Annotated in this window: 23 protein-coding genes; all 23 read left to right on the top strand. The window is 26.9% G+C overall.

Features of this window, described 5'->3' with window-relative positions:
• Positions 1 to 7 precede the first annotated feature (7 nt).
• Entirely contained in the window at positions 8 to 880 is an 873-nt protein-coding gene (locus ACH5BH_RS08465; RefSeq protein WP_423298062.1) for a FliM/FliN family flagellar motor switch protein, read from the top strand.
• 3 nt (positions 881 to 883) lie between these two features.
• Positions 884 to 1,639, top strand: coding sequence for a motility protein A (locus ACH5BH_RS08460; protein ID WP_404305641.1), 756 nt, complete (start codon positions 884 to 886; stop codon positions 1,637 to 1,639).
• Positions 1,640 to 1,643: 4 nt separating this feature from the next.
• Entirely contained in the window at positions 1,644 to 2,420 is a 777-nt protein-coding gene (locus ACH5BH_RS08455; RefSeq protein ID WP_404305639.1) for an OmpA/MotB family protein, read from the top strand.
• Entirely contained in the window at positions 2,420 to 2,719 is a 300-nt protein-coding gene (locus ACH5BH_RS08450) for a hypothetical protein (RefSeq protein ID WP_404305637.1), read from the top strand. The genes ACH5BH_RS08455 and ACH5BH_RS08450 overlap by 1 nt, the downstream gene beginning before the upstream one ends.
• 9 nt (positions 2,720 to 2,728) lie before the next feature.
• Entirely contained in the window at positions 2,729 to 3,106 is a 378-nt protein-coding gene (locus tag ACH5BH_RS08445; RefSeq protein WP_404305635.1) for a hypothetical protein, read from the top strand.
• A complete protein-coding gene (locus ACH5BH_RS08440; RefSeq protein WP_404305634.1) occupies positions 3,093 to 3,485 on the top strand; it encodes a hypothetical protein in 393 nt (130 codons plus the stop codon). Before ACH5BH_RS08445 ends, ACH5BH_RS08440 begins: the two co-directional genes overlap by 14 nt.
• Positions 3,482 to 4,636, top strand: a complete 1,155-nt coding sequence (flhF, locus tag ACH5BH_RS08435) for a flagellar biosynthesis GTPase FlhF (RefSeq protein WP_404305632.1) — start codon at positions 3,482 to 3,484, stop codon at positions 4,634 to 4,636. The genes ACH5BH_RS08440 and flhF overlap by 4 nt, the downstream gene beginning before the upstream one ends.
• Positions 4,633 to 5,460: a P-loop NTPase gene (locus tag ACH5BH_RS08430; protein WP_423298061.1), complete on the top strand. Its 828-nt coding sequence runs from the start codon at positions 4,633 to 4,635 to the stop codon at positions 5,458 to 5,460. The genes flhF and ACH5BH_RS08430 overlap by 4 nt, the downstream gene beginning before the upstream one ends.
• 68 nt (positions 5,461 to 5,528) lie before the next feature.
• Positions 5,529 to 5,870: a hypothetical protein gene (locus tag ACH5BH_RS08425; RefSeq protein ID WP_423298060.1), complete on the top strand. Its 342-nt coding sequence runs from the start codon at positions 5,529 to 5,531 to the stop codon at positions 5,868 to 5,870.
• Between the two features lie 10 nt (positions 5,871 to 5,880).
• On the top strand, positions 5,881 to 6,177 hold the full coding sequence (fliE, locus tag ACH5BH_RS08420) for a flagellar hook-basal body complex protein FliE (RefSeq protein ID WP_404305626.1): 297 nt from the start codon (positions 5,881 to 5,883) through the stop codon (positions 6,175 to 6,177).
• A 12-nt stretch (positions 6,178 to 6,189) separates the two neighbouring features.
• The gene (flgC, locus tag ACH5BH_RS08415; RefSeq protein ID WP_404305624.1) at positions 6,190 to 6,660 is read left to right on the top strand and encodes a flagellar basal body rod protein FlgC; all 471 of its coding nucleotides are present in this window, start codon (positions 6,190 to 6,192) and stop codon (positions 6,658 to 6,660) included.
• Positions 6,661 to 6,663: 3 nt separating this feature from the next.
• Positions 6,664 to 9,132 carry a flagellar hook-length control protein FliK gene (locus ACH5BH_RS08410; RefSeq protein WP_423298059.1) on the top strand — a complete coding sequence of 823 codons (2,469 nt, stop codon included), beginning with the start codon at positions 6,664 to 6,666 and terminating at the stop codon, positions 9,130 to 9,132.
• A 7-nt stretch (positions 9,133 to 9,139) separates the two neighbouring features.
• Positions 9,140 to 9,889, top strand: a complete 750-nt coding sequence (locus ACH5BH_RS08405) for a flagellar biosynthetic protein FliR (protein WP_404305620.1) — start codon at positions 9,140 to 9,142, stop codon at positions 9,887 to 9,889.
• Between the two features lie 11 nt (positions 9,890 to 9,900).
• Positions 9,901 to 10,953, top strand: coding sequence for a flagellar biosynthesis protein FlhB (gene flhB / locus ACH5BH_RS08400; protein ID WP_404305618.1), 1,053 nt, complete (start codon positions 9,901 to 9,903; stop codon positions 10,951 to 10,953).
• A 3-nt stretch (positions 10,954 to 10,956) separates the two neighbouring features.
• The gene (locus tag ACH5BH_RS08395) at positions 10,957 to 12,951 is read left to right on the top strand and encodes a tetratricopeptide repeat protein (protein WP_423298058.1); all 1,995 of its coding nucleotides are present in this window, start codon (positions 10,957 to 10,959) and stop codon (positions 12,949 to 12,951) included.
• Complete coding sequence (fliI, locus tag ACH5BH_RS08390) at positions 12,951 to 14,255, top strand: flagellar protein export ATPase FliI (protein WP_404305614.1); 1,305 nt, start codon at positions 12,951 to 12,953, stop codon at positions 14,253 to 14,255. Before ACH5BH_RS08395 ends, fliI begins: the two co-directional genes overlap by 1 nt.
• Complete coding sequence (locus ACH5BH_RS08385) at positions 14,252 to 15,406, top strand: flagellin N-terminal helical domain-containing protein (RefSeq protein ID WP_423298057.1); 1,155 nt, start codon at positions 14,252 to 14,254, stop codon at positions 15,404 to 15,406. The genes fliI and ACH5BH_RS08385 overlap by 4 nt, the downstream gene beginning before the upstream one ends.
• Positions 15,407 to 15,435: 29 nt before the next feature.
• Positions 15,436 to 17,562: a flagellar biosynthesis protein FlhA gene (gene flhA / locus ACH5BH_RS08380; protein ID WP_423298056.1), complete on the top strand. Its 2,127-nt coding sequence runs from the start codon at positions 15,436 to 15,438 to the stop codon at positions 17,560 to 17,562.
• Positions 17,563 to 17,564: 2 nt separating this feature from the next.
• Positions 17,565 to 19,052, top strand: coding sequence for a BatD family protein (locus tag ACH5BH_RS08375; RefSeq protein ID WP_423298055.1), 1,488 nt, complete (start codon positions 17,565 to 17,567; stop codon positions 19,050 to 19,052).
• Positions 19,053 to 19,055: 3 nt separating this feature from the next.
• Positions 19,056 to 19,763: an efflux RND transporter periplasmic adaptor subunit gene (locus tag ACH5BH_RS08370; protein ID WP_423298054.1), complete on the top strand. Its 708-nt coding sequence runs from the start codon at positions 19,056 to 19,058 to the stop codon at positions 19,761 to 19,763.
• Entirely contained in the window at positions 19,750 to 21,456 is a 1,707-nt protein-coding gene (locus tag ACH5BH_RS08365; RefSeq protein WP_423298053.1) for a molybdopterin-dependent oxidoreductase, read from the top strand. Before ACH5BH_RS08370 ends, ACH5BH_RS08365 begins: the two co-directional genes overlap by 14 nt.
• Positions 21,443 to 22,624, top strand: coding sequence for an MFS transporter (locus tag ACH5BH_RS08360; protein ID WP_404305602.1), 1,182 nt, complete (start codon positions 21,443 to 21,445; stop codon positions 22,622 to 22,624). Before ACH5BH_RS08365 ends, ACH5BH_RS08360 begins: the two co-directional genes overlap by 14 nt.
• Positions 22,615 to 22,839 (top strand): hypothetical protein, encoded by a 225-nt coding sequence (locus tag ACH5BH_RS08355; RefSeq protein ID WP_404305600.1) that lies wholly within the window; start codon positions 22,615 to 22,617, stop codon positions 22,837 to 22,839. Before ACH5BH_RS08360 ends, ACH5BH_RS08355 begins: the two co-directional genes overlap by 10 nt.
• The last annotated feature ends 1 nt before the right edge of the window (position 22,840 follow it).

Raw genomic sequence — 22,840 nt, 5'->3', positions numbered from 1 at the left:
AGTTTAATTGGCTTCAGATTTATCAAATATATTTAAAGATGAACTTGCAAATACATTAGAGCAATTATTATCAAATAGTTCACAAGTTGAAACAGTAAACCCATTAGCAATAGAAAATTATGAATCTTCTCAATTTATTGAAGCTGAAGTAAAATTTGATTTTAAGGCTATCTCTTCTACTTGTTATTTTTATGTGCCTACAATAAGTGCTACAAAATTTGAGTACCTAATGCTAGGAGGTATGGGTGACTTAAAAGAACATATTGATGATGAAATTACTGATGCTGTAAATGAAATTATTTCAAATATTTGTGGAAGTTTTTGTACAGCAGTTAATGCACAAGGTTTTGCTGATGTTGAATCTATAAAAGCTGAAGTTGTAGGTTCAAAAATTGTAGAACTAGATGTTTTAGAAGCAAAAAATAATAGTTATGAATTTATTATAGCTTTAGGAGATGAAAAACTTCCTTTAATTTTAAGTTTCGATGAAATCATTCTACCTTTCTTCTCTACAATAGTTGGTAATTCAGTAGGAACAGTAGAAGAACCTTCTTCTCCTAGTGTTCAAGCACCTGTTCAAAATATGAAAAGTTCAGTTGAAAATACATATAAACCACCAAGAAATTTAGAGTTACTTTATGATGTAAAATTAAAACTTAGTGTAAGACTTGGAACAAAAATTGTATTATTAAAAGATATATTAAAATGGGATGTAGGTGAAATTATTGAATTAGAACAGATGGTAAATGAACCTTTAGAAGTTTTAGTTAATGGTGTAAAGATTGGTGAGGGTGAAGCTGTAATTGTTGAAGGTAAATTTGGTTTAAAAATCAAAAAAATTGGAAATGAAGACTTAAGATTAAGTCAAATAGGGATGTAAATAATGGATAAAAGTACCTTAGCTGGATTTGGTGGTGGATGGGGACTAGTTGCTCTTGCTATCATCTTAGGGGGAGTTGGTTTTGGACCTTATATTGATATACCATCTGTTGTTATTGTATTTGGTGGAACAATAGCAGTTACAGCAGGACAATTTGAAGCAAGTGACTTAAAAAGAGTAGGTGCTTCTATGAAAATTGCAATTAATGAAGTTCCAGTAGAGCCCTTACCTGAACTAGTTGAGAAGATTATATTTTATGCTACAGAAATTAAAAAACATGGTGTTATGCAGATTGAACAAAAAGTTATGGAAGAAACAAATCCTTTTTTTAAAGAAGGTTTCCAACTGTTAGTTGATGGTACAAAAGCAGAAGTGCTTGAGCCTTTACTTGAATATAAACTAGAACACATGGAAAAAAGACATAAAACCATGATTAGTATTTTTGGAAATATTGGTGGTACAGCAGGTGCAATGGGTATGATTGGTACTCTTGTTGGTCTTGTAGCAATGCTTGCAAACCTTTCTGATCCTGCTGCTGTTGGTCCTGCAATGGCTGTTGCCTTACTTACTACAATGTATGGAGCTTTAGTTGGTACTTTAATTGCAGGTATTTTTGAAAGTAAATTAACACAAAAACATGAAAAAGAAATGGTTGCTTGTGAGGTAATTATTAAAGGAACAACAATGATTGCAGCAGAAGAGTCAATCGGTAATATCAAAATGCAATTAAATGCAATTTTAACAGACGTAGAAGAGTAAAATTATGGGAAAAGATAAGTGTCCAGAATGCCCTAAGTGTTTACCAGGTTGGCTTGTACAATTTGGTGACCTTATGTCATTACTTTTAACTTTTTTTATTCTTCTTTTATCCATGGCAGTTATGGATAAGAAAAAAGTTGAAGAATATTTTGAAGTAATGAAAAAGGCAATGGGCTTTATTGATACTACAACTTCTGTTGAAACACAAACAGAAAAACATGATACTGCTCAAAGTACTTCAGAAGATGATAATAGTGAAGGGTCTAGTCAAGAAGCGGCAGAAAATGCTGCAGAAGAAATGGCACAGATTGTTCAAGAAATAAATGCAAATTCAATGAGTGAATTACAAGAAGTAAATATTGAAAAAGGTAAGAATGAATTTACTTTAGATATACCTTCAACAATTATGTTTAAAGAGGGTGAATATGATTTAACAAATCCTGCGGCTAAAAACTTTGTTTCAAAAATAGCTAGGGTAATAAGAACAATGCCTCAAACTTTTAATATTGAAATTGTAGGTCATACAGATAGAAATAATCTTCAAAACAATGAAATACCAAGAGATGGTTGGGATATTTCAGCTTTAAGATCAATTTCTGTTGTAAAAGAACTTATAAAAAATAGAATAGATCCTTCAATATTAAAAGTTTCAGCATATTCATCTTTTCATCCAAAAAGTGAGGTTTCAGCTGATAATAGAAGAGTAGAAATGAGATTTTTTGCTCAAGAGAAGCAAGATGATATATTAAGTGAAGAAAATTTCTTTGATAGGTTGGAATAATGGAAATTAATAGCAATAATTTAGTAGATATGTCTGTAATTAATAATACGAAAAAATTTGATAATATAAAAACAGATAATTTAGAAAATGAACAACTAAAAAAAGTAAGCGATGAGTTTGAAGCTTTCTTTTTAAAACAAATTATGGATATATCATTGAAATCAACAAAAGTAGCAGGTGAAGCAGCTGGTTCTGATATTATTAAAGGTATGTATACACAAGCTGTATCTGATAGTTCTACTGGAAGTTTGGGAATTAGTAATATGCTTTATGAATTTTTATCAAGAAATAATAAATAAGGAGCACTTGTGGTTGAAGAAGTAGTACAAAAAATTACACAACAAGTTGAAGAACTTAAAAATGCTATTAATTTAGATATTGAAGATATTAGACAAGCTAATAATGAAGGTTTATTAGAAAGAAATGATCTTAAACATGAATTGATTAATGATATTGCTTCTTTAAAGTCAGATTTAAATCGAGAGCTTATATCTGAAATGAAAGAAGGAGTTGATGTTAATATTTATAGAGAACAGGTTGATAGTCTTGAAGATAAATTAAGAGAACTTTATGAATTAAATAAAAAATTAGCATCAATAGTATTACCAGTAAAACAAATGTATAGTGATTTAGTTGATGAAATTTCTGCTGTAAATGGAGGACAGATATTTGATGTTAAAGCATAGTATTTTGCTTATATTATTATCTATTCATTCTTATGCAATTACAGTACTTGTAGCAAAACAATCTTTTGCTTATGAAGAAAAGTTGTCAAAAGCAAAACTAAGACTTATAAATGTAAATAAAATAAGAAAGTCTTGTGTCCCTTTAACTATTAAAGATATAAATGAAAATGATTATATCACACGACATTATATAAATGATGGCTCTATCATTTGTAAAAAAAATGTTAAACTTTATAAAAAAGAGAGTGTTACATTTAAATTTGGTGCTTTAGAAATAGAGAAAAAAGGTAGAATTATTTACGAAAATGATGACTTTATAAGAATAAAAAAAGCAGATGGTACAATTGAAAAAATCTACAAAGATGGAAGATTAAAATGAATATGCTCTCTTTTCTAGGAGAAACACCTACTGCTGCATTAAGATTAGCCCAAGAAGAGTGTGGTGAAGAAGCTATTGTAATCTCTACAAAAAAAATAGCAAATGCTCATGATGCAGGGAAAAATATGTATGAAGTTGTTGTTGCATTAGAGGATGAAGACAATAAAAATAGTTCTGTTTATGCTAAACCTGCAATTACAAAAAAATATCAACAAGATTCAAAGCCAATACAAACGCAAGTTTATGATTTTAAAGAAGAAATCTCTAAAATGCAAGAAAAACTTGAACTTGTACAAAAATCCTTATGGAATCCTAAGAGTCAGCTTTATGATTTAACAATTCCCCATGAATTTGTAGATATTTATAATCTTTTTGAACAAAATGAGTTTGATCAAGAAATGACATACACAATAATGAAAAAAACAATTAAGCAATTACCAATTTCATTAAAGTCTAATCCTAAAAAAATAAATGATTTTTTCAAATTAATTTTAAGAAGAATTATTCCTGTAAAGTATGAAATGCCTTTGCGAAAACATCAAAGAAAAATTATTATGATGGTAGGTCCTACAGGAGTAGGAAAAACAACGACTATTTCTAAACTTGCTGCTAGATATGCTTATAAATTAGGTCAAAGCTATAAGGTTGGTATTGTTACCTTAGATTCTTTTAGAGTTGGAGCAATTGAACAACTTCAAGCGTATACTAATATAATGAGATTACCCCTAGAAGTTGTGAAAAAGCCAGAAGATTTAGCAGAAGCGCTTCTTAGGTTAAAAGATTGTAATTATATTTTTATCGATACAGCAGGTTCTAGTCAATACGATGTTGATAAAATTGAAATGATAAATGATTATCAAAAAAAAGTTGAAGAATTACCAATTGAAAAAATATTAGTAATGCCAGCAAATGTTAAACAAAGTGATTTATTGGAAATATATGCAAATTATTCAAGATTAAATATAGATTATTTAACTTTTACAAAATTAGATGAAACAAAAAGTTTTGGTAATTTAATATCTTTTGCCCATAAGACAAAAAAATCAATAACATATTTTTCTATTGGTCAAAATGTACCTGATGATTTAGTTGTTTCGGATAGTTCTTTTTTAATTGATTGTTTTATGAATAATGAATGTGTTAGGAGATGAGTTTGTTCGACGCAATTTCATCGCAAGCTAGTAAGCTTGTGAACTTAACTAATAAAGCAAGAGGTAACTATGCTTCAAAAACTAAACTTGTTACTGTTACATCAGGAAAGGGTGGAGTAGGTAAATCAACTTTTACTGCAAATATGGCTTTTCTTCTTTCAAAAAGAGGTTTCAAAGTAGCTGTAATAGATGCAGATATAGGTTTAGCAAATATGCAAGTATTATTAAATATAAAACCTAAAGTTACGCTTTTCGATTATATAGATGGTATGAGAAGTTTAGACGAAGTTATTTTAAAAACACAATATGAGGATTTATTTTTAGTTGCAGGGAAAAGTGGTTATCAGTATTCAAATCACTCTAATTCATTTGTTTTTTCAAGAATTGTAGAGGATGTAATAGCCTTAAATAAATTTGATATTGTTTTAGTTGATACTGGTGCTGGATTAAATGATTATGTAAAGGAATTTTTATCAATTTCAGATAATATTTTAGCAATAACAACAACAGATCCAAGTGCTTTAACAGATGTATATTCTTTGATAAAAATGCTATCCAATGATAAAAGTAAGCTTATGTTATGTTTTAACCATACTAATAGTTACCAAATTGGAAAAACTATTGTAAATTCCTTAGTTAATTTGGCAAAAAAAAATAGACTAAGTAAAGATTTTATGGTAAAATATATAGGTAACGTTTCAACATCTGCTAACATTTCAACGACTGGAAGATTGAGAAAACTTTTTACAAAAGAGTTTATTCAAGATGATTCTACTAAACAATTGCAGGTGATAATTGACTATTTATTAGAAAATATTCACTAAAGGTAAATCAAAGTGCAAGAACATATTAATATTTGTACTTTTTTTATTGTTAAAAACAAAAGAGTAACATGGTAGTAGAAAGATTCTCCCAAAATGTTATAAACAGTGGTGTGTTTAGATTATACATTGCTACTGGCTTTTTTGCTACAGTGATATTTTTTGTAGTTAATATTGAGTTGTTTACTCCTTATGAAATGATTTTAGGTATAATTGGTGTAACAGTTATACTTAAAGGTATTAGTAATATGATGTTATCTTTAATAATTTCTTTTTTTAGTTTAGAAGATAGAAAAGCTGAATTAGATTTTAATTATAATGAAGAAAAAATAGATGCTATGTTAAATGAATTAAATGTACAAGATATAGTAAAAGCGGAAGAAAAATTACAACAAAAACAAAAAGTAAGCTAAAGGAATTTAGATGAAAATATCTTCAATTGCAGACACAATTAATCCCCTTTCTTTAAAAGATAATACACCTTTAAACAATAAAAAAGATAATTCTTTTTCAAATATGTTAAATGATGCAGTATCTCAAGTTAATAAAGAACAGTTAGAAGGTTATAAGGCTATGGAAGAAATAGCAAGTGGAAAAGTAACTAATCTTCAACAAGCAGTTCAGCAAATTGAAGAAGCAGAACTTTCTATGAAACTTGGTTTAGAAGTTAAAAATAAAGCTTTAAATGCCTATAAAGAAGTTATGAGAATGCAAATATAATAGGAGTTAGTGATGGGTTTTTTTGATGGATATAATGTAGCAACTTCTGGTATGAGTGCTCAAAGAACAAGAATAAATATTACTAGTGCAAATATAGCAAATGCTAAAACAACGCACACAGAACAAGGCGGACCTTATAAAAAACAAGAAGTAGTTTTTGAAGATATCTTACTTGGTAAAACAAATAGTAATAACAATAGTGCTCAAGCATTAGATAAAATGAGTAGTAAAGAACAAACAGAAGTTGCTTTAAGAGGAGTTGGTGTTAAATCTATTGTTGAATCAGATGCAAAACCAGTTATGAGATTTGAACCACATCATCCTGATGCAAATGAAGATGGCTACGTAGCTTATCCAGATATTAATCCTGTAATTGAAATGGTAAATTTAATTGAAGCAATGAGATCTTATGAGTCAAATGTTGCAGCATTTAATACCCATAAAAATATTGATACTAAAACTTTAGATATTTTGAAAGCATAGATTATGAGCAAACAAGTTGAATTTTTATCAAAACAAACAAATATAAATGAAGCCTCATCTAGTAGCAAAAGTTCTATAAAAGGTGAAAAAAAAGAAGGACTGTCTCTTTTTGATTCTATGTTAGGTGGAATGAAAGAAGATACTAGTAAAACAGAAGATAAAACAAATACTTCTTTAGTTCAAGAAAAAATAAAAGAAAAAAATGAAACTACTGTTAAAACTTCAAAAAATGATACACAAAGAACAAATATTCAAAATTTAACACAAGAAAATACTAATAAAAAAGAGAACTCAAAGAGTAATACTTTAGAAAATAAAAAGAGCATAAACTTAGAAACAAATCAAGTTGAAGATAATGAAAATCAAAAACAAAATACATCACCAAAATCATCTTCTTTACTTGATAGGTTAATTGTTGAAGCAAAAACTCAAGAAAAAAATAATCAATTTGATATTAAAGACTCTAAAGAAAAAACTAATATATCAAAAACACAAGAATTAATATCTTCTAAAAATGAAGATAAAACAAATGTTACTGCTAAAGTTAAAGAAGAAATAAAAGACTTAAAAAAACAAAATAAAATTGATAATTTAGATAAACAAAGTAAATTAGAAAATACAAATGAAGTTATAAAAGAAAAAAAAGTAGATAAAAAAGAACTTAGTGATAAAAATTCTGAACTTGTAAATATTAAAGAAAATCAAAAAACTGACAGTAGTAATACAGAAGAGAAATCTTCTAGAAAAAATATATCAGATATTGATAAAATAAAAAAAGATTTAAATAAAGATGATTCTAAAATAGATTCAAAAAAACTTGTTGATAATAAAGATGAAAAAGTAAATGATTTATTAAAAGAACTGGATACTAAAGATAATAATAGTCAAGATATTTCAAAAATTGATAAGCAAAAGCAAGAGAAGCAAACAATTGAAAAGATAGATCTAAATAAAAATGTAAAAAAAATAAATGAAAATGAAGAGAGTATTTTAAATACTAAAAATGAAGAAAAAACTACTGAATCCAAAGTAAATAAAGATATTTCAAAAGTTCTGAAAATAGATGAAACAAATAATATAGATGAGAGTTTAAATCAATCTGAAACTATTCAAAATAATAAGTTTGAAAAAAGTGATTTAACAACTAATGTTAAAATTGAAAATGAAAAGAAAATAGTTAGTCAAGACAATAGTAAAGTGGCTAATTCAAAAGTAGAAACACAAGATAATAAAGTAGAAGTAAAAGATATTGAAAAAGATATTACTTCTAAGAATAAAAATATAAGTACTAATCAAGAAAATGTATTAGAGTCTAAAAATGAAAGTACTAATAAAGAAGCTTTATTTGAAGAAACAGGCAAAGTAAAAAATAAAAAAGTTGCAAATGAACTTGCTTCTTTAAAGACTCAAGATAATAATGAAAATATTAATATCTCAAAAAAGGATATTGAGCAAAATACAAATAGCTTAAAAAGTGATGTAAAAAAAGAAGAAAAATCATTGCTTGATAAATTAGTTGATGATAGTAAGCAGTTAAATGAAAAGAAAACTATTAATGAAGTTAAATCTAACATAGAAATAAATAAAAATGATCAAAGTTCTGTTGTTAAAAATACCAATGATTCAAAAGAGTTTTTAACAAATATTTATTTAAGTACTCAAAGAAATAATGCAAATAAAAGTTCTTTAGTAAATAAAAGCGAAGCTATAAATCAAGTAAAAGATGCTAAAAATATTGAAGATGTAAAACAAGGTGGAAATAAACTTGATTTAAATGTTCAAAAAGTAGAGGTAGACGTATCTAAACAGCAAGAAATAAAAGTAAATGATAGTGCATATACTGATAGAAGAAACTTTTTAGATAAACTTGCTATGAGTAATAGTGTTAAAAATGATGAAATTAGAAATATTATTAATAAAAGTATTGATAATGCAAATCTTTCAAAAGCTACTGAAACAATAGTAAATAGTTCAACACAGACAAAAGTTGAGGAAGTAACTGTAAATGTTAATCCATCTTTGGCTCAAAGTATTCAAGCTAGAATAATTGGAGCAAGACAGCAGATGTCAACAATGATGTCTGATGTAGCTAGACAAATGTATGAAAACTATAAGCCTCCTGTTACTGCATTTAGAATTAATTTAAATCCTTCTAATTTAGGTTCAATTGCTATTGTAATGAAAAGTGATAAAGATAATGCTATAAGTATTAGTATGAATATTTCAAATAATTCTACTTTAGAAGCTTTTGTAGATAATCAAAGTGGTTTAAGAAATGTATTAAATAAAACATTCAGTGAAGAAACAACTTTTAACCTAGATTTTAATTCAAATGAAAATAGTGGAAATCAATCAAATAATCAAGAAGAAAAAAATCAAAATAGAAACACACAAAATAGTTCAGATACAAGAAGTATATTAGAAGCAAGAGAAAATAATAAAACTGATGATAAAAAATTAGATTATATGTAAGTATTAAATGGAAGCTTTTCTATCGTTACTAAATGAAAATGTAGTTTATGAATTTTTACTTTTGCTTGGACGAATATTAGCATTTGTTGCTTTTATGCCTATATTTGGAGATGCTGCTGTTAGTGTAAGAATAAGAATAGCATTTGCTTTTTATATAACTGTTTTTTTATTTCCTGTTGTTGATGTAACTACAGCTATTACTCAAGATACTTTTATTTTAGGATTAATATCAGAAATAACTTTAGGAGCAATAGCTTCTTTACTTTTTCAAATTATGTTTGCAGCAGTTAGGATTATTGGTGATTTTGTAGGTTATTCAACTGCTTTATCAATGGCAATGATGTTTGACCCTTCTACTGGTTCACAAGAGGGCTTAGTTTCAAGGTTATTATATTGGATAATTGTGGCTTTATTTTTCCAAACAGGAATGTATGAAATGACTATTGTTATGCTAGTAAAAAGTTTTTCTATGGTTCATTTAGGTTCTTTTGATATTTTTTCTTATGATGGAATACAATTAGCTATTGATGAGGTAAAAAGAATGTTTACATTTGCTTTTGCCTTTGCATTACCATTATTTTTTATAGGTTTTATTATGGATTTATATTATGGGTATGGTACAAAGTCAATGCCAGCTTTTTCTCCTTTTGTAATTACTTTTCAAATGAAGTTTGGTTTAATTTTTTTATTTTTAATGTTTGGAATGGAAGTTTTTACAGAAACTTTTACAAATTATTTCCTTTCAAAGTTTCAATAGTAGGATAATATATGGCTGATGAAGATGATAAAACAGAAGAACCCACACCCAAAAAAATAGAAGATGCTAAAAAGGAAGGTAATGTAGCTAAGTCTATGGAAGTAACGGGTGCTGCTATACTTTTTTTTGGTTCTTTATATTTACTTTTTTTCTCATCATCTTCAATGTTGGAAATAAAAAAACTAATGTTGTTTTGTTATAGTTTAATAGGACAAGAAATGGATAATACAATTTTTTATTCCTTAACCTATTCTGTAACAATGGCAACACTAAAAGCTTTAGCTCCCATGTTTATTTTAGTATTTATTTTAGCATTAGTTTTTAACTGGGTACAATTTGGAATGATTGTAACACCTATAAAACTTGATTTACAAAAACTAGATCCTATAAAGGGAATGAAAAATGTTTTTGGAGTAAAGAAGTTAATAGAAGCTTTCAAATTAACAATGAAACTTTTAATAATTGTTGCAGTGATGGTTGTTTTATTTCTTTTCACAGGTGAAATGATGCTTGCTATGATGAATCAAGAAACACTTGGTACTATTAATTCTATGATTGAGCTTACTAGCTATTTTTTAGCAGCTATACTTCTTATTATAATTATTTTTGCTATAATTGATTTTTATTTTACAAGACATTATTATATGAAGTCTCTTAAGATGAGTAAGCAAGAGATTAAAGATGAATTTAAAAATATGGATGGAGATCCACAAGTAAAAGGGCGTATTAGAAGAATCCAAATGCAAATGGCTCAAAAAAGAATGATGTCAGATGTACCAGATGCTGATGTTGTAATTACGAACCCAACTCATTATGCTGTAGCTATGAAATATGATAATACTGTAGATTCTGCACCTAAAATGATTGCAAAAGGAATTGACTTTTTAGCAATAAAAATTAAAGACATTGCAAAAGAGAATGATATTCCAATTATTGAAAATCCTGCATTAGCAAGGGCATTACATGATCAAATTGAAGTTGATCAAGAAGTTCCAAGTGAATTTTATAAGACTTTGGCAGAAATTTTCTCGTATGTTTATGAACTAAAAAAGAATAAAAGGTAAGATTTGAAATTTTTAATTATATTTTTTCTAATTGTAAATTTTTTATATGCAAAAAAAGATTTTTATTATAGTTTTATTAACTCTTCAGGTATTCAAATTTCAGAACAAAGAAAACAAAAAATAAGTGATGGTTTTGATTTAATACAAAATGCTAGACAACTAGCTAAAGATGGGAAAGTTGATGAAGCTTATGCTCAGATTAAAAGCTTTAAAGATAAAAATAGATTAAAAGTTCTAAACTCTGATATTATTCTTCTTTATAGTGAATTATCATTAAAAAAAGAGTCAAAAAGATTTATTGTTGATGGAGCAAAAGTTTTAGAAGAAGCTATTAATTCTTCTAAAATAAATGAGTATGATTTACCAAGGGCTTATGAGTTATTGGTTGATTTAAAACTAGAATCAAATAGATCAAAAGATGCTAAGTATTTTGCTGAAATAATAGTTAATAACTTTAATGATAAAATAGTTAAAACAAGAGGTAAAATCGCTCTTGCGAAGGTTTATAAATATCAAAAAGAGCCAAAAATGGCTATTAGAATTTTATATGAAATATTAACTAAAACAAAAGATAAAGAAGTAGCTACTATTGTAGCAAATGAACTTTTTGATTTATATATTTTTACAGAAGAGTTTGATAAAGCAAATGAATTAATATCTCAGGTATTAAAAAATAATATAGACTTCTATGCTAATGATTCTTATTTAGCAAATAAAAAAATAAATAAATTAATAAAAGCAAATATGCCAAGACATGCAGCTAATATTTTAAAAGAGCTTTTAAATAGAACAACAAAAGAAGAATCAATTGAGGATTTTAAATTTAAATTAGCAAATACATATATGTTAATGTATGATGGAACAAACTATTACTTAGAAAAAGCAAAAGCTTTATATGAAGATATCATAAATGATTATTCACAAGGGGCATATTTCCAAAAAGCAAAAATGTATATTGATGAAATATTAATGCGACAAAATATTTTAAAAACAACAGTTGTTTCACAGAAGTATGAAAATTCAGAGTCTATGCAACAAAAGGCTTTATTACAAGAGCTTATAAATGAAAAAGAGGGTAAACAATTTGATAAAATTTTAAGAAAGAAAAAAATTTACAGAACTATTTCAGATACAATTGCTAGAAGATTTGGTTATGATTCAATGACTGTTCTTTTTGATGAAGTTAATATAGATAGAATAAAAATGTTATTAAATGATGACCAATGCTTTACTCTTCATGATGCACTTCAAACAGCTAGAAGTTCAACTTTAGAAAGATTAATTGAAGATGATAGTGTAAAATATAAATTTTTTCAATGTTTAATTGATGTACCTTATGAAAGAGCTTATACTCAAATAAAAAACACTTTTAATACAAGTAGAGATGCAAATATATATTTATATTTAGAAAAAATGGCTTTAGCTTTAGGTTTATATGATGAAGCTTTAGATTTTTCTGCTAAAGTTGAGATGGTAAATAATAAAGATATTCTTTCTAAAGAGTTTTTAATTAGATATAAAATCATAAAACATCAAAATGATACTTTATCTTTAGATAAATTCTTTTCTTATGCAACAAGAAATAAACAATTTATTGAACAAAATAAAAATAATCCAGTTATTGTAGATTTTTATTATGATTACTATTTTTATTTATTAAAACATAGAAAAAAAGATAAAGCTGTTGAGTTTTTACAGAAACTTTATGAAAAACAAAAAGAAATAAATGCTTTTGTTTATTCTCCTTTTGTGGAAATGTCTTTGGCTAAACTACAAGAAGATGAGAATAATATTCAAAAATCAAAAGATTATTTACTGGAAGGTCTAAAAAATACAAGAAGAATTAAGCCTAATGATGAGGTTAAAGTTTATTATGATTTAATAAATATTTATAATAGTTTAAATAATCAAACAAAAAAGCAAGAGTATATTTTAAAATGTAAAGAGGTTAATGGTACAGTTGATAGTTTATACAAAAAAATGTGTGATGAGATGTAATGGATTTAGATAAGCTTATAAATAATATTGATTCAAGTGATTTATCTATTGCTTTTGGGCGAATAAAAAATATTTCAACTACAACAGTTACGGCAACAGGTCTTGAAGTTGCAGTTGGAGATATTGTAAAGATTGAATCGGTACAACATCTTTATACAGTTCTTGGAATGATAGCTTCTATTAATGGGGCTGACTTTACAATTGTACCTTTTTCTTTTATTGATGGATTTAGAATACATGACAAGGTTTATTTACAAAAAGAAGGCTTATCTGTTAAATGTGGTTATGGCTTACTTGGAAGAGTAGTTAATGCCTTAGGTGAGCCTATTGATGATAAAGGTAAGATAAAAGATTTACATGAAACATCTGCTATAAATAAGCTTTCTATGGCTCCTTTGGATAGAGGAATAATTGATGAAAGATTTTCAACAGGAGTAAAATCTATTGATTCTATGCTTACTTCTGGAAAAGGACAAAAAGTAGGTATTTTTGCAGGTTCAGGGGTAGGTAAGTCTACACTTATGGGAATGATTGTAAAAGGTTGTGAAGCACAAATAAAAGTAGTTGCACTTATTGGGGAAAGAGGTCGTGAAATTCCTGAATTTATTCATTATAATCTGGATAATAATTTAGAAAACACTGTAATAATTGCAGCAACCTCAGATGAATCTGCTCTTATGCGAAAATACGGGGCCTTTACAGCTATGGCAATTGCTGAATATTTTAGAGATAAGGGACATGATGTTTTATTAATGATGGATTCAGTTACAAGGTTTGCTATGGCTCAAAGAGAAATAGGCTTAAGTACTGGTGAACCACCTGTAAGTAGGGGATATCCACCCTCAGTATTTGCTCTTTTACCTCAATTGATGGAACGTGCAGGAAATAATGAAAAAGGATCTTTAACAGCCTTTTTTACTGTACTAGTTGATGGAGATGATATGAATGACCCTATTGCTGATCAAAGTAGATCAATTCTTGATGGGCATATTGTCTTAACAAGAGAGCTAACAGAACAAGGTTTTTATCCTCCTGTAAATTTACTTAAATCAGCTTCAAGGGTTATGGATAAAGTTGTAGATAAAGAGCATTATAATGGCTTTTTAAAGTTAAAAAGAGTATTATCATTAATAAAAGAAAATGAAGTTTTAGTGAGAGTAGGTGCATATAAACCAGGAATGGATCCTGAATTAGATGAGGCTATGGCTAAAAAAGAACAAATACGAGAGTTTTTAACTCAAGGTACACAAGAACAATATAATTTTAATGAAATTATACAAATGTTCAGAAAGGTATTACAATGATAAATCAAACTGAAGTTACAATGTATAGATTAGATAAGTTAAATGCTGAGCAAGAAAGAATTTCTTATCAAAAATCTAGTGGTAAAATAATTGATAATGGTAGTGATGATGCGGTACTTTTTACAAGACAAATTTTTACAGAAGATAAAATTAGAACTTTTGAAGGAATAAAAGCTCAATTGAATAAAACAACTATTCATAATAAAGCTTCTGATTCTGCTGTTACAGGGATAAAAAGTCTTTTAGAACAAGTTAAAAGTGAGCTTTTAAAATCGAATACTGATACTACAACAGATGAAGGTAAAAAAGCAATTGCTGTAAGTATAGCAGGTGTTAAACAAAATATGTTAGATCTTGCAAATACAAGAATAGATGGTGAATATTTATTTTCTGGTTCTGATTCATCAATCCCAGCTTTTACAGAAGATCCTACTACAGGAAAAGTTTCTTATAATGGAGATAATCATTTAAGAAAAATTGCAGTTGATGAGGGTTCTTATAGAGAAAAAGGTGTAAATGGTTTTGATATGATGATGTATCCAACGGATATAGCAACTAAAGCTGATACATTAGAGTTTTCAACTTCTCAAAGAATTGTAGATCAAGATGGTTTTGAGTGGAAGCCTGATTCTTTAACAACTCCTACAAAGTTAGTTAAATATGATTTTAATGGAAATGCAACAACTGAAGAGTTAACAGTTAGTGCAAATACAGGTGCAAATTCAACAAAATTTCCATATCAAATAACTACACCTAATGTTGATGGTACAAAATTTCAAGCTAAAACAAATATTTTTGATGAACTTGATTCAATAGTAAATTCATTAAATAAAGTAGATTCAAATGGTAATCCAATTACTACAGCAGAAGCAAATACTTTATTAGATGAAGGTTTAAACAATATTAATGCTGCTTATGATGCAGTAAATGTTGCTCATGCAGAGCTAGGTGGTAGAAACAAAGTATTTGAAATTTCAGAGGAAAAAAATTCTGCTAAATTAACACAATATAATATTATGTTTCAAAAGATTGCAGGAGTTGATTTAGGTAAAGTTGCTATGGAAGCAAAAGCACTTGAATTAACATTTACAGCATTATATTCAACAATTCAAAAAACTAGTGAATTATCATTAGTTAATTTTATTAGATAGTTATTTAAAATAAAAAGTTAAAGTCGTAAATGAACATTAGAAAGATATTATCGAAAGATTTATTTGTAGTTGCATTATTTGTATCTATATTAGTAATTATTATAGTTCCCTTATCTAAGGGTATATTAGATTTCTTCTTGGTAATATCTTTATCTTTATCTTTATTAATTTTATTAATATCATTATATATTCATAAACCCTCAGACTTAACTACTTTTCCAACAATTATACTTATTTTAGCACTATTCAGACTGTCCTTAAATATTGCTACAACAAGATCAATTTTAAGCGAAGGACATAATGGTCCTGATGCTGTAAGTTCCATAATTTCTGCATTTGGTGAGTTTGTTGTTAGTGGAAATATGGTTATTGGTATTATTGTATTTATTATTTTGGTACTTATTAACTTTATGGTTGTAACAAAAGGTGCTACAAGGGTTGCCGAAGTTACAGCAAGATTTAATCTTGATTCTATGCCTGGTAAACAAATGGCAATTGATGCTGATTTAAATGCTGGATTTATTGATGATAAACAAGCCCAAGAAAGAAGAAAGTCTTTGATTTCAGAAGCAAATTTTTATGGTGCTATGGATGGATCTTCAAAGTTTGTAAAAGGTGATGCTGTTGCTGGTATTATTATTACTCTTGTAAATCTAATAGGTGGACTATTAATAGGTTTATTTCAACACGATATGACTGTAGCTCAAAGTGGTGAGATATACACAATCTTAACTATTGGAGATGGATTAGTAGCTCAAATTCCTGCACTTATATTATCAACAGCAACGGCCATTATTATTACACGTTCAAATATGGATGAAGATAAGTTTGCTAATCAATCAGTTATGCAACTTGTAAAAGACTCTAAAGCTTTAGTATTAGTTGGAATAGGAATGATTTTATTTGGTTTTGTTCCAGGTTTTCCAACAGGTATTTTAATTGTAATGGGTTCAATTATGATCTTTATAGGTTATACTATAAGCATGATTGAAAATGAGCAAGATAATGCTGTTACAAGATTCTTTAAAACTCAAGAAGCGGATAAGCTTAAACCAAAAGCAAGAATGTCAGATGATGTTGAAACTATCAAAGAAAAGAAAAAACAAGCATCAGCTGCTAATGAAGAACAGAATATTGAGACTATAATGAAGCTAGAAGTATTAGAGTTAAAGCTTGGAATTAGACTACTTCAATTAGTTCAAGGAAATTCAGAGTTATTAGATAAAATAAAAGCAATTAGAAAGACTATAGCAGGGGAATTAGGTTTTATTATTCCTCAAATTAGAATATCTGATGACGCTTCTTTAGCACCAAATGAATATCAATTGTATTTAAAAAGAATTCCTTTAGTAAAAGGAAGAGTTGAAACTGATAAACTACTTGCTATGGGTGGTTTAGGTAGTGAAAAACTAAGAGGTTTAAAAGTAAAGGAACCTGTATTTAATTTAGATGCAACTTGGATTTCGCAAGATTTAAAAGAAGAAGCATTAATGAAAGGATTTACAGTAGTTGATGCACCTACAATTATATCAACTCATATTTCTGAAATTATCAAAAAGCATGCTGAGGATATTATTACAAGACAAGATATTGTTGATATTATTGATAGATTAAAAAAAGATTTCCCAATTGTTGTAGATGAAGCTATGAAAGTTACTTCTTATGGTACTTTATTAAAAGTATGTAAAGATTTACTTCATGAAAAAATACCTATTGTGGATATGTTAACAATTGTAGAAGCAATTGCTGATATAGCAGAATTTACAAAAGCTCCTGATGTTTTATTAGAACACGTAAGATCAAAGCTTTATAGATTAATTACACAGAAGTTTGTTGATAATGATGGTATTTTACATATTATTACTATTAAACCAGAGTTAGAGCAACAGTTCATTGGTAAAATCCAAGATCAACATGGAGCTACACAACTTATGTTATCAATTGCAGAAATTAATAATTTAGTTACTCATACAAAAGATTTAATAGAGCAAATAGAAGCAAAAGGTTTTAGTAAAGTAGCAATGGTTGTTGATCCTTCACTTAGAAAAAGAATTTCAGAAATATATGAGAAATTTGGTTTACAAGTGGCAGTTTTATCCCATGCGGAACTTGATTCTAAAGCTAATTTCGCTATTGAAGGAACATTGGAATTTTAGATATGAAAAAATTTAGATTTATATTTCTTTTTTTTCTTTTTCTTAATGGTTTATTTGCTGATGTCAAATTAGATTTACCTTCTATTTGTATAAAAGATGAACCTTGTATTTTTAACATTGAAGTAGAAGGTGAAAATATAAAGTTTCCAAAACTAGATGAAATAGCAGGTTTTAAAACTTCTATTATTTCTAATACATCATCTACTTCTATTATAAATTCAACAATAAGTAAAAAAATAAATAGAGTATATTCTATTTATCCCACAAAAGATTTTGTATTTCCCCCATTAAACTTTATAGTTGATAGTAAAGAGTTTAAAACACAAGAAAAACAAATAAAACTATCTTTACCTCAAAAAAGTAAGTCAAATATTTTTGATTTTGAGATATCAAGTAGTAAGAAAAATCTATATGTATCAGAAAGTTTTGAACTATTATTAAAATTTAAATATAAAACACAAACACAAATCTTAGATTTATCTTTTATTAATCCTGATTTTAAAAATTTTTGGTATAAAAAACTTGATTATCAAAATAGTTATGAAGAAAATGGTTTTACTATTACAGAATTGAAATTTTTACTTTTCCCTCAAAAAGCAGGAGAATTAGTAATTGAACCTTTAAGAATAGATACTCAATATGTAGATAATAGTAGTAGAAGTATTTCATTCTTTTCAAATTCGATATCGAAAGAAAGAATATATTCAAATGCTTTGAAATTTAAAGTAAAAGAACTTCCCAAAAATATTAATCTTATTGGTAATTTTGAAATAAAGGCAAATGTAAATAAATCTCAAACTAAAAGTCTTGAAGCTATAAATTATACTATCGAAATAGTAGGACATGGTAACTTTGATGATATAAAAGATTTTAATTTAGAAATTCCAGATGTAAATATCTATTCTAATAAGCCTAAAATAGAAACTAAGTATATAGATAATAAAAATAAAGGTACTTATAAAAAAACTTATACAATTGTATCTGATAAATCTTATACTATTCCTTCTTTTTCTCTTAGTTATTTTGATAAAAAAACAAATAAAGTATTTACAAAAAAAACAAAAGAAATATATATAGATATTTTAGATTCAAAGGTAAGTGATTCTTCTTTAAATAAAGCTGTTTTAGAAAAGCTACCTAAAGAAGTAAAAGAGTTCAAAGAGAAACAAATAGTTAAGATTATTGAAGAAAGTTCTTTAAAAGATAAGTTAATATACTTTTCTTTAGGTATTATATCAACACTATTAACATTAGGTTTATATTATTATGTTATAAATTTAAGAAACTCTAAAAAGCTTAATGAAATGCCTTTAATTAAGAAGGTTAAATTAACAAAATCATCTAATGAACTATTGAAAATATTGAGTGTTTATATAAATAAAGACCCAAAATTAGATGAGTTGATTTATAATTTAGAAAATACTAAAGATGTTGATATTTTAAAAAAAGATATTATAAAGCTTTTAAGAAGACTTAATCTAAAAGGATAATAAATGAGAGCATTGTTAATATGTATGTTTTTTGTTGGTTCAGTTTTTGCAAGTGAATATTATGCAAAATTAGAACCAGTGAATAGTTATAAAATAAAATCTTCAGTTTCAGGAAAAGTTATTTATACAAATGATGAAGTTGAAGGAACAAAAGCAAATGATTCTTTAATTGTTCAAATAGATTCAAATGTAGATAAAATAGATTTAGAACAATCAAGAAATAAACTTTCATATATTAATGAAATGATTAATATTGAACAAAAAAACTATGATAGATTAAAAAGAGTATCTTCAAAGCCTGCTTTTGAAAAAGACTCTCAAAAATTAAAAGTTGTAAATTTAAAATCATCAAAAGCAGATATTATTATAAAAATAGAGAATTTAAAAGATACAATTTCAAAAAAAAGGTTGATTGAAAAATCAAATTATATATCTAATATCGCAGTAAAAAAAGGGGATTATGTAAATCCTGGAACACTTTTATATGAAGCACAAGATTTATCAAAAGGTAAACTAGAGTTTTTTGTGCCAATTTCAAGTATTGAAACTATAAAAAATAAAAAAATATTTTTAGATGGAAAAGAATCAGATATAAAAATAAATAAAATATATTCTGTTGCTGATTCATCACATATTTCATCATATAAAGTAGAAATTATTGTAGATAAGGTAAAAACATTTTCAAGGTTAGTAAAAATTGAGTTTAAATAAAAAAGTAGCCTGTCCTTTAGACTGTTATGATACTTGTCAAGCAGTAAGTAATGAAGGAGTTATAAAAGGTTCAAAAGAAAATAAAATCACAAATGGTAGATTATGTGTTAATTTTGCTTCTTTATTAAAAGAAGATAATTTAAAAAATGCAAAATTTGAAGGAAAAGATATCTCTTTGGAAGAGTCTTTAGATATTTTAGAGAAAAAACTAAAGACTACACCTTCAAGTTCTACTTTATATTACAAGGGAAGTGGAAACTTAGGTGTAATGCAAAGTGCTCCTAAAAACTTCTTTGCTAAACACGGAGCTGTTTTAACAAAAGGTAGCTTATGTGATGGAGGTGGAGGTGCTGGTATTGAAGCTAGTAGAGGAAGTGTACAAAATCCTCCAATTCAAGATTTAATTGATTCAGATGTGATTATAGTTTGGGGTAGAAATTTTACTGAAACTTCTTCTCATATATATAAGCTTGTAAAAGATAAGATATTTATTACAATTGATCCAATAAAAACACAAATTGCTAAGAAATCAGAACTTCATTTACAACTAAATCCTAAAACTGATTACGAGTTAGCTTTATATTTAACTAGATTAGCTTTTATGAATAGATTGGATGATGAAGAGTATTTGGAAGACAATAGTGAAGGGCATGATTGGTTTTTTGATATTTCTAAAAACAGACCTTTAGTATCTTATGAAGCTACTACAGGAATTGCACTTGATGATGCATATAAGTTTTTTGATATTATAGAAAATAAAAAAGTATCAATAGTTTTAGGGCTTGGGGTTCAAAAATATTTTGAAGGTTCTCAAATCATGAGATGTATTGATGGTTTTGCAATGTTTTTAGGTATTTATAAGCAAGAAACAGGTGGAGTATGGTACTTAAGTGATTCAAATTATGGCTATGAAAAACAGTTTGAAGTTAAAGGGAAAAATAAAAAAATCCCTGTTCCTAGTGTAGATTTTTCTGCTTATGATTTAGTATTTATTCAAGGAGCAAATCCTGTTGTATCTGCACCTAATACGCAAGCTGTGATAAACGGGCTTAAAAATACATTTGTTGTTTTTTTTGGTACAACAAATAATGATACTTGTGAATATGCAAATCTTATTATTCCTTCTTCTGATTTTTTAAGTAAAGAAGATGTTAGATTATCTTATGGACATGAAAATATTGCTATTTCTGAAATTGTAAATGAACCATTAAAAGAAACAATAAATGAATATGATTTAGCAAAATATTTAATTGAAAAATTTTCTTATGAACCTTTGATGCAAAAAGATGAAATATTAGAATATTATAAAGATAATAAAGTAGAATATGAAAAATTTGAAACTTTTGAGTTTATAGAAGAGGTTGATATTGAACCTTTATATAAAGATAAAACTGACGATAACTATTATTTAATAACTGCAAAAAGTAAAAAATCTTTAAATTCACAGTTTAATAGTGATAATTTTGTATATCTAAATTCTAAAAGTAGTTTTGAAGATAATCAAGAAGTTAAGATTTCTTCAAAATATGGAAGTGCAAAATTTAAAGTAAAAATCAATAATGACATAAAAGAAAACTGTGCATTTTTCTATGCTGGAAATAAATATGTAAACTACTTAACTGTAAATAAAGAAGATGAAGATTCTTTTTCTGCAATGTATCAAGAGGTTTTAATCCAAATTGAATTATCGTGAGTTATTTTCAAAACATAAAGTAATTAGAGATTTATCAGCTGTACAATTAATAGCATATTTTGGAGCGTGGTTTTCAAATGTTGCTATTTATACTATGCTTGTACAGTTTGGCTCTTCTGAACTTGCTATTGCTGTTGTTACAGCAATGCACTTTTTACCAGCAGTATTAATAGCTCCATTTTCAGGGGCAATTATTGATAGGTTTAAACTTAAAAATTTAATGGTTGCTCTTTTAAGTGTTGAACTTTTAATGACACTTTGTTTTCTTTTTATTGATGATAAAAGTGAAATTTGGCTTTTAATGATATTTATATTTATTAGAATGAGTTGTGCTTCTATGTTCTTCTCAACGGAGATGTCATTACTTGCTAAGTTAGTAAAAGGACCAGCCTTACAAAAAGCAAATGAAATTCATTCGATAATATGGTCTTTTGCATATTCTGCTGGAATGGGTGTAAGTGGTGTTGTCGTAAATTATGTTGGAGTTAGAACAGCTTTTATAATTGATGCAGGATTTTTTCTAGTGGCTCTTTTAGTACTACTTAGAATTGATTTTGAAGTAAAACAAAGCGAAATAAAACATAAAATATTTGCTTTAATAAAAGATGGCTTTTTTTATATAAAAGAAAATCCAAAGATAATGCACTTGATTTTTTTACATGCAAGTGTAGGACTTACCTCTTTTGATACTTTAGTTACACTTTTAGCAAAAAATGAGTATAAATATGTAATTGCAGTACCTTTAGCTATAGGTATATCAAATGCAGTAAGAGCCTTTGCTTTAATGATAGGACCATTTTTTATATCAAAGTATGTAAATAAAACAAATATTCACTACTTATTAATAATTCAAGGTATTGCTATTATTCTTTGGGGATTAACTCAATATAATTTCTATTTATCTCTTATATTTGTGTTTATGACAGGTTTATTTACAACGGTTTTATGGTCAATTACTTATGCTTTATTACAAGAAAAATGTGATGATGAGTATTTAGGAAGAGTTATTTCTTATAATGATATGTTCTTTATGATTGCTTGTGTGATAACAACTTTGTTTATTGGATTAATGGCAACTTTAACTTCACTTGCTATAATTACCATTGTTTTAGGCTTAGCATTTATGCTATTTGCTCTATATTTTATTAGGATTAAAACATGGATATAAATGAAAAAGTTTTGCTTTTAGGAATTTTGAAAAAAGATGATGACGAATCTTTAAATGATGTAGTTTTAAAGCTTGAAAATAGTGGTCTTTTTTCACTAAAAGAAGGAAAACGTTTATTAAAAAATCTTAAAAAACAAGAGTATATTTCAGATTCAACTTTAAGTGTGAAAGGTGAACTTTTAGCTAAGCAAGTAGAACAAGAGTTTAAAATCTAAA

The organism is Arcobacter rhizosphaerae (genome assembly GCF_049472155.1).
Taxonomy (GTDB): domain Bacteria; phylum Campylobacterota; class Campylobacteria; order Campylobacterales; family Arcobacteraceae; genus Arcobacter_B.
The sequence above is the reverse complement of the archived record's forward strand: the minus strand, read 5'-3'. Positions and strand labels throughout refer to the sequence as shown.

Bases quoted from the DNA above. Each gene is read 5' to 3' on its own strand.
- ACH5BH_RS08460 (WP_404305641.1), top strand. From the start codon at position 884: ATGGATAAAAGTACCTTAGCTGGATTTGGTGGTGGATGGGGACTAGTT.
- ACH5BH_RS08455 (WP_404305639.1), top strand. From the start codon at position 1,644: ATGGGAAAAGATAAGTGTCCAGAATGCCCTAAGTGTTTACCAGGTTGG.
- ACH5BH_RS08450 (WP_404305637.1), top strand. From the start codon at position 2,420: ATGGAAATTAATAGCAATAATTTAGTAGATATGTCTGTAATTAATAAT.
- ACH5BH_RS08440 (WP_404305634.1), top strand. From the start codon at position 3,093: ATGTTAAAGCATAGTATTTTGCTTATATTATTATCTATTCATTCTTAT.
- flhF (WP_404305632.1), top strand. From the start codon at position 3,482: ATGAATATGCTCTCTTTTCTAGGAGAAACACCTACTGCTGCATTAAGA.
- ACH5BH_RS08430 (WP_423298061.1), top strand. From the start codon at position 4,633: ATGAGTTTGTTCGACGCAATTTCATCGCAAGCTAGTAAGCTTGTGAAC.
- ACH5BH_RS08425 (WP_423298060.1), top strand. From the start codon at position 5,529: ATGGTAGTAGAAAGATTCTCCCAAAATGTTATAAACAGTGGTGTGTTT.
- fliE (WP_404305626.1), top strand. From the start codon at position 5,881: ATGAAAATATCTTCAATTGCAGACACAATTAATCCCCTTTCTTTAAAA.
- flgC (WP_404305624.1), top strand. From the start codon at position 6,190: ATGGGTTTTTTTGATGGATATAATGTAGCAACTTCTGGTATGAGTGCT.
- ACH5BH_RS08410 (WP_423298059.1), top strand. From the start codon at position 6,664: ATGAGCAAACAAGTTGAATTTTTATCAAAACAAACAAATATAAATGAA.
- ACH5BH_RS08405 (WP_404305620.1), top strand. From the start codon at position 9,140: ATGGAAGCTTTTCTATCGTTACTAAATGAAAATGTAGTTTATGAATTT.
- flhB (WP_404305618.1), top strand. From the start codon at position 9,901: ATGGCTGATGAAGATGATAAAACAGAAGAACCCACACCCAAAAAAATA.
- fliI (WP_404305614.1), top strand. From the start codon at position 12,951: ATGGATTTAGATAAGCTTATAAATAATATTGATTCAAGTGATTTATCT.
- ACH5BH_RS08385 (WP_423298057.1), top strand. From the start codon at position 14,252: ATGATAAATCAAACTGAAGTTACAATGTATAGATTAGATAAGTTAAAT.
- flhA (WP_423298056.1), top strand. From the start codon at position 15,436: ATGAACATTAGAAAGATATTATCGAAAGATTTATTTGTAGTTGCATTA.
- ACH5BH_RS08375 (WP_423298055.1), top strand. From the start codon at position 17,565: ATGAAAAAATTTAGATTTATATTTCTTTTTTTTCTTTTTCTTAATGGT.
- ACH5BH_RS08370 (WP_423298054.1), top strand. From the start codon at position 19,056: ATGAGAGCATTGTTAATATGTATGTTTTTTGTTGGTTCAGTTTTTGCA.
- ACH5BH_RS08355 (WP_404305600.1), top strand. From the start codon at position 22,615: ATGGATATAAATGAAAAAGTTTTGCTTTTAGGAATTTTGAAAAAAGAT.